This window comes from Flectobacillus longus (genome assembly GCF_030056705.1).
In the GTDB taxonomy this organism is placed as follows: domain Bacteria; phylum Bacteroidota; class Bacteroidia; order Cytophagales; family Spirosomataceae; genus Flectobacillus; species Flectobacillus longus.
Window position 1 is genome coordinate 44,060 of sequence record NZ_JASHIC010000011.1, and the last position, 15,065, is coordinate 59,124.

10 protein-coding genes are annotated in these 15,065 nt (G+C 36.8%); 8 read left to right on the forward strand and 2 right to left on the reverse strand.

Translation table 11 applies throughout. The features are described 5' to 3' along the window. The first annotated feature begins 259 nt into the window (after window positions 1-259). The 6 genes from QM491_RS09075 to QM491_RS09100 all read left to right on the forward strand — a co-directional run bounded on the left by QM491_RS09075 (window position 260) and on the right by QM491_RS09100 (window position 11,561). Window positions 260-856, forward strand: coding sequence for an RNA polymerase sigma factor (locus tag QM491_RS09075; protein ID WP_283327187.1), 597 nt, complete (start codon window positions 260-262; stop codon window positions 854-856). A 153-nt stretch (window positions 857-1,009) separates the two neighbouring features. Continuing rightward, window positions 1,010-2,209, forward strand: a complete 1,200-nt coding sequence (locus QM491_RS09080) for a FecR family protein (protein ID WP_283327188.1) — start codon at window positions 1,010-1,012, stop codon at window positions 2,207-2,209. A 709-nt stretch (window positions 2,210-2,918) separates the two neighbouring features. Further along, window positions 2,919-6,182 (forward strand): TonB-dependent receptor, encoded by a 3,264-nt coding sequence (locus QM491_RS09085; protein ID WP_283327189.1) that lies wholly within the window; start codon window positions 2,919-2,921, stop codon window positions 6,180-6,182. Window positions 6,183-6,201: 19 nt separating this feature from the next. After that, window positions 6,202-7,818, forward strand: coding sequence for a RagB/SusD family nutrient uptake outer membrane protein (locus QM491_RS09090; protein WP_283327190.1), 1,617 nt, complete (start codon window positions 6,202-6,204; stop codon window positions 7,816-7,818). A 268-nt stretch (window positions 7,819-8,086) separates the two neighbouring features. Then, on the forward strand, window positions 8,087-10,300 hold the full coding sequence (locus QM491_RS09095) for an alpha-N-acetylglucosaminidase (RefSeq protein WP_283327191.1): 2,214 nt from the start codon (window positions 8,087-8,089) through the stop codon (window positions 10,298-10,300). 115 nt (window positions 10,301-10,415) lie between these two features. Beyond that, window positions 10,416-11,561: an acyltransferase family protein gene (locus QM491_RS09100; protein WP_283327192.1), complete on the forward strand. Its 1,146-nt coding sequence runs from the start codon at window positions 10,416-10,418 to the stop codon at window positions 11,559-11,561. 114 nt (window positions 11,562-11,675) lie between these two features. Here QM491_RS09100 and QM491_RS09105 read toward each other — a convergent pair whose 3' ends face one another. After that, window positions 11,676-12,425 (reverse strand): SDR family NAD(P)-dependent oxidoreductase, encoded by a 750-nt coding sequence (locus tag QM491_RS09105; protein WP_283327193.1) that lies wholly within the window; start codon window positions 12,423-12,425, stop codon window positions 11,676-11,678. Between the two features lie 170 nt (window positions 12,426-12,595). Then, on the reverse strand, window positions 12,596-13,285 hold the full coding sequence (locus tag QM491_RS09110) for a hypothetical protein (RefSeq protein ID WP_283327194.1): 690 nt from the start codon (window positions 13,283-13,285) through the stop codon (window positions 12,596-12,598). A gap of 292 nt (window positions 13,286-13,577) precedes the next feature. Between QM491_RS09110 and QM491_RS09115 the strand changes: the two genes are divergently transcribed. Both QM491_RS09115 and map read left to right on the forward strand, forming a co-directional pair. Beyond that, complete coding sequence (locus tag QM491_RS09115; protein WP_283327195.1) at window positions 13,578-14,036, forward strand: DUF1569 domain-containing protein; 459 nt, start codon at window positions 13,578-13,580, stop codon at window positions 14,034-14,036. Between the two features lie 155 nt (window positions 14,037-14,191). Next, the gene (map, locus tag QM491_RS09120) at window positions 14,192-14,956 is read left to right on the forward strand and encodes a type I methionyl aminopeptidase (protein WP_283327196.1); all 765 of its coding nucleotides are present in this window, start codon (window positions 14,192-14,194) and stop codon (window positions 14,954-14,956) included. Window positions 14,957-15,065 lie beyond the last annotated feature (109 nt).

The following is a 15,065-nucleotide window of genomic DNA, read 5'->3' on the forward strand; positions in this document are numbered from 1 at the left end:
TTTTTTGTTATATAGATACTTCTGTCTTAATTTTGATTAAATATTGGAAAAGTACTATTGTTGTTTAAGTAAGTGATTTTGTTTATTATTCGTTTTTTGATGCGTTTCGGTACTATGTTTCCGCTTATTGATATTTATAATTCGTCTATTAGATGATTTTGATACAATAATTATCTGAAATTTATATTTTTTTGAAATTATTGAGTAGATTTATACAAGGAATCGATTTGAAATTAGTGACCTTATTATAAAAGATTGAATGGCTACAAAGATTTTATATGATGAAAAAGAACTGTTAATTCATGCCTCTAATGGTAGTGAAGAGGCATTTTCTTTGATTTTTCATACTTATAAAAACAAGCTATACGGCTATTTATTCCGAATTACAGAATCTAGCGAAGTGGCGGAGGATATTGTTCAGGAGATTTTTTTGAAACTCTGGAAAGATAAATCTGACTTAGCCAACATCATTTCTTTTGATTCGTATCTTTTTAGAATGGCAAAAAATTATGCCATCAATTCTTTTAAATCAAGAGCTCGCCAAGCCTTGCTATATGTCGAATACCTCGAAACGCAAACCGAGGAAGACTACAGCACTGACCATAAAATCCAATTTGAAGAAACGCAGTATTTGCTTCAACAAATTGTAGATACATTACCTCCTCAACAAAAATTAGTATATCAGTTGAGCCGCGAACAGTATCTCAAACATGATGAGATAGCCGAAATGCTCAACATTTCTCCCTTAACAGTCAAAAATCATATCATTCAGGCGCTTAATACCATCAAAAAAAGCCTCAAGTATCAGGCTGTTTTGATGATGGCGTTGGCTTTTTGGTATCAATTGAAAAAATAATTTAATTTTTTTTCAATTTGACTAGTCCTATCCTTTTTGAGAATTGTCTTCTTTATAGCTAACCTCTTCCGTGAGCCCTTCGGTTGTTTGTTTTGACCATTGGGATGTTAAATAAAACCATAATCCAAAGGGAGTAAACTCCATAGAAGTGATATGCCTTCGACACGAATTGACTTTTTGATAGATAAATATTTTCAAAGCTCCTGTTCCGAAGAGGAATTACAAGAGCTAATGGAGTGGGTAGACGCAAGTTCGGAAACTGAACTAGGTCAGAAGTTGGCGGGTATTTGGAAAAACTTTTCTTCTGATACTCCAATGCCCGAAGGGATGTCGGAGCGAATACTGACTAATATCTTCAATCATGAGGAAGAAGCGACTCCGATAGAAGAAGAATATAGAGAACCAAGTTTTTGGCGAACCACTTATGGCATGGCTGCTTCGGTGGCATTGATTATAAGCTTTGGCTTTTTTGGTTGGTTGCAGTATAATGCTAATCTGAAAAGAACCGAAAACCGAATTGTAGAAGTAAAATCGTTTGAACAACACGATGTGCTCCCAGGGGGAGACAAAGCTGTTTTGACACTAGATGATGGCTCGAAAGTGGTTTTAGATAATTCTGCTAATGGGAGTTTGGGTAAGCAAGGCGAAACAGATATTCGTAAAACCCAAAGTGGTAAAGTCGTTTATGAAGGTGGACAGGTTGCGGTGGCTAAGCCAATGTACAATACATTGACAACACCCAAAGGTGGTCAATATCAGGTGGTTTTGTCAGATGGCACAAAAGTATGGCTTAATGCTGCTTCTAGCTTGAGATTTCCAACGGCTTTTACGGGCAACGAGCGAAGGGTAGAAATGACAGGTGAAGTGTACTTTGAAGTGGCAAAAAATCCCAAAATGCCTTTCAAGGTTATTACTCAAGGACAAGAAGTGGAAGTATTGGGAACGCATTTTAATGTGATGGCTTTCCAAAATGAAAAGGTTATCAAAACTACGCTACTGGAAGGTTCTGTAAAAGTGAGTAATAATGAAAAGACGGCTGTGTTGCAACCTGGTCAGCAATCGAAGGTGGGTATAAATAGTAATATTTTCAGAACGGTTAATGATGTAAATATAGAGGAGGAGTTAGCATGGAAAAATGGTTATTTCCAATTTAACGATGCAAGCCTAGAACAAGTTATGCGACAAATTGAGCGCTGGTACGATGTCGATATTGAGTATGTTGGCAAAATATCCAACGAGCATTTTACAGGAAAACTTCCTAGAAATACCAATCTTTCGAATGTCCTGAAAATACTTTCGATGAGTGAGGTAGAATTTAAAATTGAAGGTAAAAAGATTATTATTACCCCATAAGTGAAATTGACTACTGAGTATAAATAGGGTGGAATTGCGTTAGTGGAAATTGATTTCCTATTTACTGAAGCTGTTTAAATTTTTCAGAAAACAGTTTTTGGCATTAATTCTTAGCCTTACTTTTTAACTAGGCGTTCCCGCCTTGATACAAAAAGTAACCGCAGCGGCGGCCGCAAAAAAATCAAGAATTTATAATCGGAGTGGCGTACCACCTCGCTGCGCTCAAACAGTATAAATTCATTGCTTACTCAAGAAATATTACGAAAGTTTAAACAGCTTCACTGTGAAAAAATAAATTGAGCATCAATAGATTATTAAATTACAAATACGATTTTGAGTCGACTGAAATACTGTATTTGTAAACTTAAGTAATCATGCAAAATAAGATTTGATCAACTGAGCATGTAAGGTTATGAAATTTAAAATTTTACATTCACAATTCATCATTCAGCACTAATACTTATATCCTTTTAACTAGAACAGTGCCTGTGACACTTATTTCACAACAAGATATTAAACAAAGAAAAAGCGAAAACGCTGGCACGTCTTCGCTCGAAATCGGAGTTTGATAAAATCAGTTTTCCAAGTATCTTATTTTAAAACCCCAAACAAAAGTATGAATCGCAATCCTATTTTCCAAATTAGGCTGGATTTGCCATGCCTTTCGGCTTCCTGTCGTGGGCACTTTTCCACAAAACTTTACAGGGTCATGAAACTAACCTTTATTTTATCGCTTACGATATGTTTACAGGTAAGTGCCGTTAGTTTTTCGCAGAGATTTAATATCAATCTTCGAAACGCTAGTGTTACACAAGTTTTTAAAGAAATTGAACGTCAAAGCGGTTATACTTTTTGGTATAAATCAGACTTATTGCAAAAATCTGATAAAGTAACTGTAGTAGTAAAAAATGCTAAGCTGGAAGAAGTGCTAGAATCATGTTTTGCGAACGAAAAGATTGAATATTCTATCGTTGACAAAACTATCGTGTTGAAACCCCTTAAATCAGCACCTGTTCTAGTACCAGTGGAATTAGTGGCAACGCCTGTGAAAGGTAAAGTTACATCCTCAACAGATGGAAAGCCCTTGGTTGGTGTAAGTGTTGCTGTAAAAGGAACAACACGTGGTACTACTACCGATGTCAATGGTGAGTTTTCACTCAATGCTTCTAAAAATGAAACCCTTGTATTTTCTTATATTGGTTTTAATGGAAAGGAAATTGCGGTAGGAAACCAAACATTTATTTCATTAAGCCTTCAAGAATCAGCTACTTCGTTGACAGAAGTTGCGGTTGTTGGTTATGGTAGCCAGTCTCGTAAAAACTTATCAAGTGCGGTGAGTTCTGTTAAAACTGAGGAGCTCAATAAAGGTGCTATGACTGATGTGGGTCAGTTATTACAAGGTAAAGTACCCGGCTTGAATATTACAGCAAGTGGTGACCCAAACAAACCTGCTGCTGTTGTTATGCGTGGAGCTTCGACATTGAACAGTTCGCAAGGACCATTTTATGTAATTGATGGTGTGCCAGGAGCAGACATTTCGACAATTGCCCCAGACGATATTGCTTCGATTGATGTATTGAAAGATGCTGCTGCAACTGCGATTTATGGTAACCGTGCTGCCAATGGGGTAATTATGGTAACGACCAAAAAAGGTAAAGCGGGTCAAATGCAAGTGTCTTACAGCTCATTCATCAGTGCAGAAAAAGTATCTAGTAAATTAGATATGATGAATGCAGATCAGTTGAGAAATTTCTTGAAAAAAACAGGTGTTGGATTAACTGATAAGGATGATTTGGGTGCAAGTACAGATTGGCAATCAGCTATTCAAAAAAATACGGCTATCTCAACTAACCATAACTTATCAGTATCGGGTGGTGGCGAACATAGCAACTATAGCGTAAGTGTGAACTACGTTAAAAAAGATGGTATTCTCTTGAATAGTTCTTTGGAAAGAGTAATTGGTCGTTTGTCGGTAGAACAATATGCTTTGAAAGACAAATTGAAGTTTGGTTTTTCTGTAACAAATTCTACGAGTGATGCTGAGGATATTCCTTACAGAAATACAGTTTTGTTACAATCTACCTTGTATTTGCCTGTGTCTCCAATTAGAAAAGCAGATGGAACCTATTTTGAAAACTTACAAAACAACAATTACTATAATCCAGTGGCAATGATCAATAACAGCCAAATGGATACTAAATACAGTAATTTGATTGGAAGTTTCAAAACTGAGTTGCAATTGCCTTTTGGATTAACTTATAATTTGAACCTTTCTTATCTTAACTCAAATAGCCTATCAGGAAGTTTTTACAATAGTTATTATACATCTACTTACAACAACATGTATGATAATCCAGACCCAGGTTTAGGATTTCACTATCAACAAGTTTTTGGGAAAAATGGACAAGCTAGCCGTAACTCATACCAAAATACTTCAAAAATTTTAGAAACTTACTTGACATGGAATAGAGAATTTGGCGACCATTCTTTGAATGCAGTAGTAGGCTATTCTTGGCAAAGCAACAAAATCGGTGAAGGTTTTCAGGTAACGACTAGTAATTTGCCTGTAGACAATATTGGGTATAACAACTTGGCGTTGAGTAATCCTTACGGAATTTCTGGTTACCAAATTAGCTTTGGTCCTGATGGTGTTTACCAAGAAACTCGTTTAATATCTGATTTTGCACGTTTGAACTATAACTACAAAAGCAAGTACTTGTTACAAGCTTCTGTACGTAGAGATGGTAGCTCTGTGTTTGGTACAAATAATCAATGGGGGATATTCCCATCAGTTGGTGTAGCTTGGAGATTAAGTCAAGAAGACTTTTTGCAAGGACAAAACATTTTTGATGACTTGAAACTAAGAGCAAGTTATGGGGTAACGGGTAATGCTTCTGGCTTTAATGCTTATACTTCTCAATTTATCTCAGGAAGTTTAGGAACATACTATTATAACGGAGCTGTAACAGGTGCTTTTGGTCCAACAAAGGCAGCAAACCCAGATTTACAGTGGGAGAAGACCGCTACAACTAACATTGGTATTGACTTTACTTTGGCAAAAAGTAAACTTACAGGTTCGATTGAATTCTATAATAAAAATACGACAGGTATGATTTACTCATACAGTGTTGACCCTATCAAAGTGCCAACAGGTAGTATTGTTGCCAATGGTGGTAGTATCAATAACAAAGGGATAGAATTATCATTGAATGCAAAATTAATCCAAAAAGGGGCTTTTTCTTGGAATAGTGCCTTGAACTTGGCTCACAACAGCAACGTAATTACAAGCTTAACAAATCCATTATTTGCAGGTGGCGACTCGGTATTATTATCTCGTCCAGAAGGTGGAGGTCAGTCAGGTCGTTCGTTACAAATTTTGAAAGCTGGTCGTCCATTGGGTCAATTCTTTGCGTTGGAATATGCGGGTAAAAATGCAGATGGCGTTTCTCAATTTGTAGGTGCTGATGGTAAATTGACAACTACACCTGTTGATGGCAAGGATTATAAATACCTAGGAAGTGCACAGCCAAAATTGATGTTGGGATGGAACAACACATTCAAATATGGCAATTTTGATTTGAATGTATTTATTCGTGGTGTATTTGGAAACAAAATTTTCAATGCAACTCGTGCTGACTTATTCAGACCAAATACTGCTCAATATTCAAATATTTTGGTTGATGCAGGTAACGAATCTGCCTCAGACTACAATGCTTATTTCTATTCATCACGCTTTATTGAGGATGGAAGTTTTATCAGATTTGATAATGCAACTTTGGGTTATAATTTCAAGAAAACAGGAGTTGTTAAAAACCTTAGAGTGTACACTTCTGTGAATAATTTGTTTGTCATAACAGGTTACAAAGGTATTGATCCAGAGGTAAACCAAGGTGGAATTGCGCCAGGGGTAGATTACAACAACTTCTATCCAAAAACTCGTACATTCTTGTTAGGTGTTAATGTATCATTCTAATCCTCTTTTAGTTGAAATCATGAAAAAGACATTTTTACATATATTCGCAATCATTTTGATGTCGGGAGCATTATTCTCCTGCCACGATTTGTATGTTCCTGTTACGACAGAACTTACGCCCGATGTATTTCCTTCAAATACAGCTCAATATATTTCTGCTTCAGGACCCGCTTACGTAGCCTTGAGAGGGAATTATGGTGTGGAATATTTCCAACAACAATCTTTTAGTACCGACGAAAGTATTATGCCTGCTCGTGGTGGTAACTGGTTTGACGGTGGTCAAAACCAAACTATGCACTATCACACATGGACACAAGACAATGGTTATCTGAATGGTAACTGGTACTGGATGTCGACGATTATTGGGGTTTCTAACCAAACTATCAATATTTTGAGAACAACAATGCCATCTGGTAAACCTAAAAATACAGGTATTGCCGAAATCAAAATGGTAAGAGCTTTTGCTTACTACATGATGATGGATAACTATGGTAATGTTCCTCTGGATACATTGTATGGTGATTTTACACCAAAAGCTAATACCCCAAGAGCTCAAGTATTTGATTTTATAGAAAAAGAAATCCAATCCTGTATTCCTTTCTTGAATGAAGAGAACGATGTAACTCAGTATGGACGTCCGAACAAATGGACAGCTTATGCACTTTTGGCAAAAATGTATTTGAATGCTGAAGTTTACACAGGTACCAAGCGTTATGATGATTGTATTGCAGCTTGCGATAAAGTAATTGCTAGCGGTAAGTATTCAATTGAGCCAAGAGCGTCGTATTTGCAAATGTTCTACCCAAGCAATGGTCCACAAATGAAAGAGTTCATCTTTGCGATTCCGTACAATCCAACGATGACAAACAGTTTCCCATTCCGTTCGGTAAACATTCATGCTCGTTACCAAGTACCAAGAAGTATGGCAAAACGCTTTAGTATGCCATATACACCAGCAGGTTCGGCAAGTACTTTACCAGAATATTATGCGTATTTCAATGATGCTAATGATATTCGTAACGGACAATGGTTGACAGGGTTACAGTTTATGGCTGATGGTGTTACTCCAGTAACAGTGACAACCAACAATCTGGGATATGACCAATATTATAAAGGTAGCAACCCTACAGAAACGAAGACTTACCAAGTAAATCTGACGCCAGATATCGTATTGCGTCAAAGTGTAGCGTCATTTGATGTCGGAAATGACGAAATTGCTTGGAATATGGGTTATCGCAATATCAAATTCTATCCTGATGCTACTTCATTGAACCGTGATCAAAATAACGATATTCCTGTATTCCGTTATGCTGATGTTTTAATGATGAAGGCTGAGGCTATTTTGCGTGGTGGTGCGCCAACGACAGGTGCTACGGCTGTGTCATTGGTTAATCAAGTACGTACTCAACGTACAACTTCTCCTGCGCTTTCAACGATTGATTTAGAAGGTATTTATGCTGAACGTGTAAGAGAATTTGCCTTTGAAGCTTGGCACCGAAACGATATGATTCGTTTTGGAAAATTTGAAAACAAATGGGGTTTCAAAACCAACACAGACACTTACCGTAGAATTTTCCCAATTCCACGTAATGCCTTGCAGTTGAATCCAAACTTGAAGCAAAACCCAGGCTATTAATAAGTGATATGTTATGAGTGTAGAGTTTTGAAAAATCAACCTCAAATTCACACTCATAACTTTTACCAATTGGCATAATTTGATTGAATTAGAAATCACTCTCATAAATTTTGAAATAGCGTATAGCAAAATGCGTTAGTGTTTTATTTTACCTCTGACAAGCATTATTGTCTTGTCAGAGGTAATCAAAATCTTACTATCTATCCTACTTAATAAAGCTCAAATAAAAGCTTGAGCTTTGTTTTATCAACTTAATTTTAATACTTCGATGAAAACATTTTACCATTCTCTCAAAATATTTGGTGTCCTGCTAGGCGTATTTTTAGGTGCTGATACAAGGGCACAACTGAATCAAAAAGAATCACAGGCGCTCATAGCACGTGTGATTCCGAAGCAAGCACAATCTTTCGTGGTAGAACCACTGTCGACCTCTGCACCCAAAGATCTTTTTGAAATAGAAAGTAAAAACAATAAAATTATATTGCGAGGAAATAATGGCGTTTCCGTTGCCTCAGCTTTGTATTACTACCTTACTGAGTACTGTCATTGTCAAATTACATGGAATGGCGAAAATCTTGATTTGCCTTCAAAATTGCCACAACTTCCAGCAAAAATTACCAAAACTACGCCTTACCAATACCGCTATTATCTCAACTATTGTACCTTCAACTACAGTATGTCGTGGTGGAATTGGGAAAGATGGCAAAAAGAAATTGATTGGATGGCGATGCACGGCATCAATATGCCATTGGCCATTACAGGCGAAGAATTCACATGGCGAGAAGTGTATAACGAAATGGGTTTTTCGGACAATGATCTAAAAGACTTTTTCAGTGGTCCTGCCTATTTCTCATGGTTTTGGATGGGAAATCTCGACGGTTGGGGTGGTCCTTTGCCAGTAAGCTGGATGAAATCACACAAAGATTTACAGGTCAAAATTCTCCAAAGAGAGAGAGCATTAGGGATGACACCTGTATTGCCTGCCTTTACAGGACACGTACCTGCTGCTTTTAAAAAGAAATATCCTAACGCCAAGCTCAAAGCCACAAACTGGACTAATGGCTTTGGCGATACTTATATCCTTGATTCGGAAGATCCACTTTTTGCCACCCTAGGAAAGAAGTTTATTGATAAACAAACTAAACTTTTTGGTACAAATCACTTGTATTCGGCGGACACTTTCAATGAAAATGAACCTCCAACAGATGAGCCTGCGTATTTGTCAAAATTGAGTGCAAGAATTTATGAAGGGATTCGTCAAGCAGACCCAAAAGGTATTTGGGTAATGCAAGGTTGGTTGTTTTATAGTGATAGAAAATTCTGGAAAGCTCCCCAAATCGAGGCATTGTTGAACGCTGTGCCAAATGACAAAATGTTGCTTTTGGATTTAGCCACTGAAATTGAACCTGTTTGGAAAAGAACAGAAGCCTTTTACGGCAAACCGTGGATTTGGAATATGTTGAATAATTTTGGAGGAAATGTCAACCTATTTGGACGAATGGAGGGTGTAGCATCAGGACCAGCATTGGCGCTCAATGACCCAAATTCAAAGAATTTGCAAGGAATAGGTCTAACCATGGAGGCAATTGAGCAAAATCCTGTGATTTATGAATTGATGATGCAACACACTTGGCAAACGACTCCTGTAGATTTGAATGAGTGGTTGGTCAAATATGCAAAAAACCGTTACAAAACGGAGGACAAGAGCTTGGTAGATGCTTGGCAAATATTAAGAAAAACGGTTTATAATGGCAAAGACATTCGTGATGGTGCTGAGTCAATTGTTACAGGTCGTCCTACTTTTGATTCAACTACAATTTGGACTCGTACTCGCTTAAATTACGCTCCTCAAGATTTATTACCAGCTTGGGATTTGTTTGTGGAGGCGTCCAAAAAGGGGATAAATGCCGACGGTTTTCAATATGATTTGGTAGATATTACCCGTCAGGTTTTGGCTAATTATGCCTTAATTTTGCAGAAGAAATGGAAAATTTCTTACAAGGATAAAAATGCTTTTCAGTTCAAAAAAGACTCTGAGGAATTTTTGACCTTGATTTCTGATATGGATGCCCTATTGGCAACGCGTAAGGATTTTATGCTAGGACCATGGATTAGTTCTGCTAGATCTTGGGGTACAACGCCACAAGAAAAAGCATTGTACGAGCAAAATGCCAGAGACTTGGTAACACTTTGGGGCGATGCCAACAGTCCATTGCACGAATATTCTAACCGCCAGTGGAGTGGTTTGTTGAATGATTTCTATAAACCACGTTGGACGCAGTTTTTTCAAGAATTAACAAAAGCTAGGTCGGAAAACAAAGAGCCAGATTTGAAGTCATTCGACCAGCAAATTCGTGCTTGGGAATGGAAATGGGTTACAACTCAAAAATCATTCCCTACCACTACGCAAGGTAGTAGTATTTTGTTGGCTCAAAAGCTTCATCTGAAGTATCAAAAAGCTCTGTTGGAGGCGTATAAATAATGCCAAATAAGTTTTGTTGGCAGATAACTCCAACAAAGGCTTGATGCAACCAAGCTGTCGCTCCAATGGAGTTTTTACAAAAGAAAATAGAAAACGTTTTTCGACAAACTAATATATGAGCAATCAGTCAAAAAATCTAAGACTCATTTCGCTGGATGCGCTTCGTGGGTTTGACATGTTTTGGATTATGAGTGGTGAGCATATCATTCATGCTTTGGCAGAAACTACGCATATCCCAGCATTTGAGTGGATGTCAGAACAACTGCATCATACTGCTTGGGACGGGGTAACTTTTTATGATATGATATTTCCGTTGTTTTTGTTTATTGCAGGGGCTTCTATGCCTTTTTCCATGCAAAAAAAAGCTCAGGAGGCGGCTGTAACATCGGCGTATCAATTGCCTTTTCATATCAAACGTCCTTTGTATTGGAGTATGATAAAGCGTACCATTACGCTAATTTTTTTAGGAATGGTTGTCAACGGTTTGTTTAAATGGAATGGATACGAACAGACCCGTATGGCGAGTGTATTGGGACGAATTGGCTTGGCGTGGTTTTTTGCAGGACTTATTTATCTCAATTCAGACACCAGAAGACAAGTGTATTGGTTTGTGTTTATTTTGGTACTTTACTGGGCTTTGATGAAACTAGTGCCAGTACCAGGTTTTGGAGCTGGAGTACTCACTAAGGAAGGTTCCTTAGAATCATACATCGATAGGTTGTTGTTGCCAGGAAGATTGCATAGTAAAGTATTTGACCCCGAAGGAATTTTGTCAACCATTCCTGCCATTGGGACAGCGCTATTAGGTGTTTTTACAACTACATTTTTAAGAAGTAAATACTTTACTTCTTCATCTGGAAAGATAGCAGTATTAGCATTTGCAGGACTAGTTTTGGTATTAATCGGCTTAGTTTGGGATATATCATTTCCTATTAATAAAAGATTGTGGTCAAGCTCCTTTGTATGTGTAGTGGGTGGTTTTTCAATTTGGTTTTTTGTTGTATTCTACCTAATTATAGACGTTTGGGGCTTTCAAAAATGGGCAGCACCGTTTATTTGGATTGGTTCAAACTCCATCTTGATTTACATGGCATCTGAAGGAATTGTGAATTTTGGACATACCGCCAACTTCTTTTTTGGAGGACTCATTTTACACAGTCCAGCGCACTGGCATAATGTATTGACAGCCTGCTCTATAACACTTACTCAAGTGATTTTACTAAGAATTTTATACAAGAATAAAGTTTTTTTGAAAGTATAGAAAATGGAATGAACTGGTTAATGATGTCATAGTGACATTATTAGAAATTGGGAGTATTACAGCAAACCCAATGCCGATAAAGGCATTGGGTTTCTTTTATTGTATGCGTCGTTATTAGATAGCAGTATATCCACCATCGACCAAATAGGCTGCTCCAGTAATGAATGAAGCTTTTTCGGTGCTTAAGAAAAGTACTAATTCTGCTACTTCTTCAGGGCGTCCTAATCTGCCAATAGGATGTTTGGCTGCCAAAGCCTCTTTGATGTCGCCAGATGCTTGGTCTAACAAGGGTGTTTGAATATACCCAGGACAAACCGCATTACAACGGATGTTTTTCTGAGCGTATTCAGCACCAATATTCTTGGTCAAACCAATCACTGCATGTTTCGAAGTCGTGTAAGCTGATGACATTGGAGCTGCTACCCAACCGTGGATAGACGCCATATTGACAATCACTCCGCCACCATTTTTCTCCATATATTGAAGCGCATATTTACAGCCGTAAAACACGCCATCAAGGTTAACAGTCAATACTTTTCTCCAACTATCCAAGCTATAATCTCCAGTGTTAGCTAGTTGACCGCCAATCCCGGCATTGTTACAGATAATATCCAGACCTCCAAAAGTACTCACAGTTCCATTGACTAAGGCCTCTACCTCTTCAGCTTTTGATGTATCAGCCTTGATATAAGTTGCTACGCCACCAAGCTCTTCAATTTGCTTAACAGCAATAGCACCGAGTTCGTTGTTGATGTCCGAAATAACAACTTTTGCACCTTCCTTAGCATAAGCAATCGCTACTGCCAAACCTATTCCCGAAGCACCACCCGTTACTACGGCTACTTTGTTTTCTAGCATTTTCATATTATTTAACATTTGTTTTTGAAATGAATGAATTCAATTCGATAGGTGAAATGATTATTGTATCAAATTGATAATTTATATAGGTATGACGTAATTTTTGCTAGGGAGTTTAATGTAAATAGAAGAATTAAGCTTAGAATTTGATTAGAAATAGAAAGGCTAAAAGGCTATTACAATTTGCCAGTAGTTTTAATTTTCCCTAAATAATATTGTAAAAATTTAAGGACGAAATAACGTTTATCTTCTGTTAATGAATCTCCAAGTTCGATTTTCTGACTTGCATAAATGGCAATTTTGTAAAATGGCTGAACTTGGTCTTTATTTTGATAATAACTAACTTCTTCTTCAATGCCAGAAACCGTTTTCCAATCGAATGAATAGCTGGAATGCCAACCAAATACTTTTAATCCTTTTTCAATATTTCCTCCTTTGTTGTTGAGGTGGATATTGAGTTCGCCAAAAATTGATTGTAGAAATAACCAAATCATAAATCCAACGAATAAAATAGCAAATCCTATGATAACAAATTGTACCATACGTTCCATTGATGCCCAATCGAGGATTTCGGTGGCTAAAAAATAGAAAAATGTCCAGACTGAAATAGGAAGAAGGCTGGTTATCAGACCATAACCAATGGAATTTTTTATCTGTAAAGAAATCACATCCATATTCTTCGTTATGCTCATACCTTCAGGTACTTGGGTTAAGTCTACTTCATAGGAATATGATTTTTGTGAAGGCGTATGCTGAAAAGATTCCGAAATCTTAAATACTTGCTGACAAGCATCACATTTACCAATATCAGTTTGGATGTTGATGTTGTAGTTTGAAACAGGCGTGTTACAATTAGGACAGTCCATACAAGAGGTGTTTTGGTTTTTATTTTAAAGATAGAGAAATAGGATTTACGAAAGTGAAAATCATAGATGGTCGAGATATAATAAGGTTAAGCGGTTATAAAATAACTTATATGAGAGATGAGTAATTGCTTGAATCTCAATTTATCTGTCGTAGTTGTTCACGCTCAAAATAGAGGGAATTTTGTGTAATACCTTATTCTGCTATTGTATAAGTGTTTGATTTTCTTTACTATATGTAAAGTATTTCCTATTTTTATCAAAAAAACCTCATTTGATTTATTCCAATCTCATTATGGCTTTACCCAATATTTTTACCTCAAAAGTTTCGAAAGAAGTTATTCAAAGAATTAATACACTTCATAAAGATTCACAACCATTATGGGGTAAAATGAGCGTTTCTCAAATGCTCGCACACTGCTGTGTAACTTATGAATTAGTTTATGAAGACAAGCATCCTAAGCCTAATTTCCTACTTAAATTCTTTTTGAAATCATTTGTGAAAAATTTTGTAGTAAATGAAGTGCCATATAAGCAAAGTTTAAAAACAGCTCCAGCTTTTATTATTACAGAACAAAAGGACTTTGAGACTGAAAAAAATAGACTTATCAATTTTATTTCTCAAACCCAACAACAAGGAGAGGACTTTTTTGACCAAAAGGAATCACATTCATTCGGAAAATTAAATAAGACTGAATGGAATAATATGTTTTATAAACATCTAGACCATCATTTAAAACAATTTGGAGTTTAAGCAACCATGACTATGAGCATCAATTCTTGCTTGGTTTGGGAATAGCTCTGTTACTTTCAGATTTTTAAAGTAATTTTGTATTTGAATAACGGGTTTTCCTTTGGAAGCTTAGTTATCTAGCGAGTTTTACCAAATCAAAACAACAAGCAATTAACATGCTCATCAAAAATGAATCAGAATTAGTTGGTATTAAGAAAATTAGTGAAGTGGTTGCCATAACACTCAAAAAGATGTGTGAATATGCCAAAGTTGGTATGTCAACCAAAGAATTGGATGATTTTGGTGCGGAGGTACTAAAATCCTATGGTGCAAAATCTGCGCCTTATGCAACATATAAATTTCCAGGCTGGGCTTGTATTAGTATCGACAAGGAGTTTTGTCACGGAATCCCTTCAGATAAAAGGATTTTGCGTGAGGGCGAGCTTATCAATATCGATGTGTCGGCCGAACTGGGCGGATATTACTCTGATAACGGCTGTTCGTTTGTAGTAGGAGAGGATGTGCACAATCATCAACCTCTTGTAAATGCATCAAAAGAAATTCTGAAAATAGCCATCGAACATATCAAAGAAGGTGTTAGGATTGCTGATATTGGTGAAATGATTGAAAAAGAGTCTAAAAAAAGAGGATACAAAGTAATCAAAAACTTGGCAGGACATGGCGTTGGTAGAAGATTGCATGAGCCTCCTCATGAGATTCTGAACTATAAAAATCGTCTCAATTACGAGAAATTTAAGCGAAACTCAGTAGTAGCTATCGAGACTTTTATTTCTACTCATTCTACCATTGCCCAAACTCTTTCAGACGGATGGACGATGGTAGGAAACAAAGGAGGATACATGACTCAGCACGAACATACAATTGTAGTAACCGATGGCGCACCGCTTATCCTTACAACAGGAAATGGCGTTTGGGATTGATTTTATTTTTTAATAAAGTTACATTTTACGATTTTTTATAAGAGTTCTCTCATATTTTGAGAGGACTTTTTTTTGTTCAAACTAAATGTTTAAAAATGTAACTAAAAAA

What these genes read in the sequence shown, in the direction of transcription:
- QM491_RS09085 (WP_283327189.1), top strand. Translation starts at nt 2,919, where the DNA reads ATGAAACTAACCTTTATTTTATCGCTTACGATATGTTTACAGGTAAGT.
- QM491_RS09095 (WP_283327191.1), top strand. Translation starts at nt 8,087, where the DNA reads ATGAAAACATTTTACCATTCTCTCAAAATATTTGGTGTCCTGCTAGGC.
- QM491_RS09090 (WP_283327190.1), top strand. Translation starts at nt 6,202, where the DNA reads ATGAAAAAGACATTTTTACATATATTCGCAATCATTTTGATGTCGGGA.
- QM491_RS09080 (WP_283327188.1), top strand. Translation starts at nt 1,010, where the DNA reads ATGCCTTCGACACGAATTGACTTTTTGATAGATAAATATTTTCAAAGC.
- QM491_RS09075 (WP_283327187.1), top strand. Translation starts at nt 260, where the DNA reads ATGGCTACAAAGATTTTATATGATGAAAAAGAACTGTTAATTCATGCC.
- map (WP_283327196.1), top strand. Translation starts at nt 14,192, where the DNA reads ATGCTCATCAAAAATGAATCAGAATTAGTTGGTATTAAGAAAATTAGT.
- QM491_RS09105 (WP_283327193.1), bottom strand. Translation starts at nt 12,425, where the DNA reads ATGAAAATGCTAGAAAACAAAGTAGCCGTAGTAACGGGTGGTGCTTCG.
- QM491_RS09100 (WP_283327192.1), top strand. Translation starts at nt 10,416, where the DNA reads ATGAGCAATCAGTCAAAAAATCTAAGACTCATTTCGCTGGATGCGCTT.
- QM491_RS09115 (WP_283327195.1), top strand. Translation starts at nt 13,578, where the DNA reads ATGGCTTTACCCAATATTTTTACCTCAAAAGTTTCGAAAGAAGTTATT.
- QM491_RS09110 (WP_283327194.1), bottom strand. Translation starts at nt 13,285, where the DNA reads ATGGACTGTCCTAATTGTAACACGCCTGTTTCAAACTACAACATCAAC.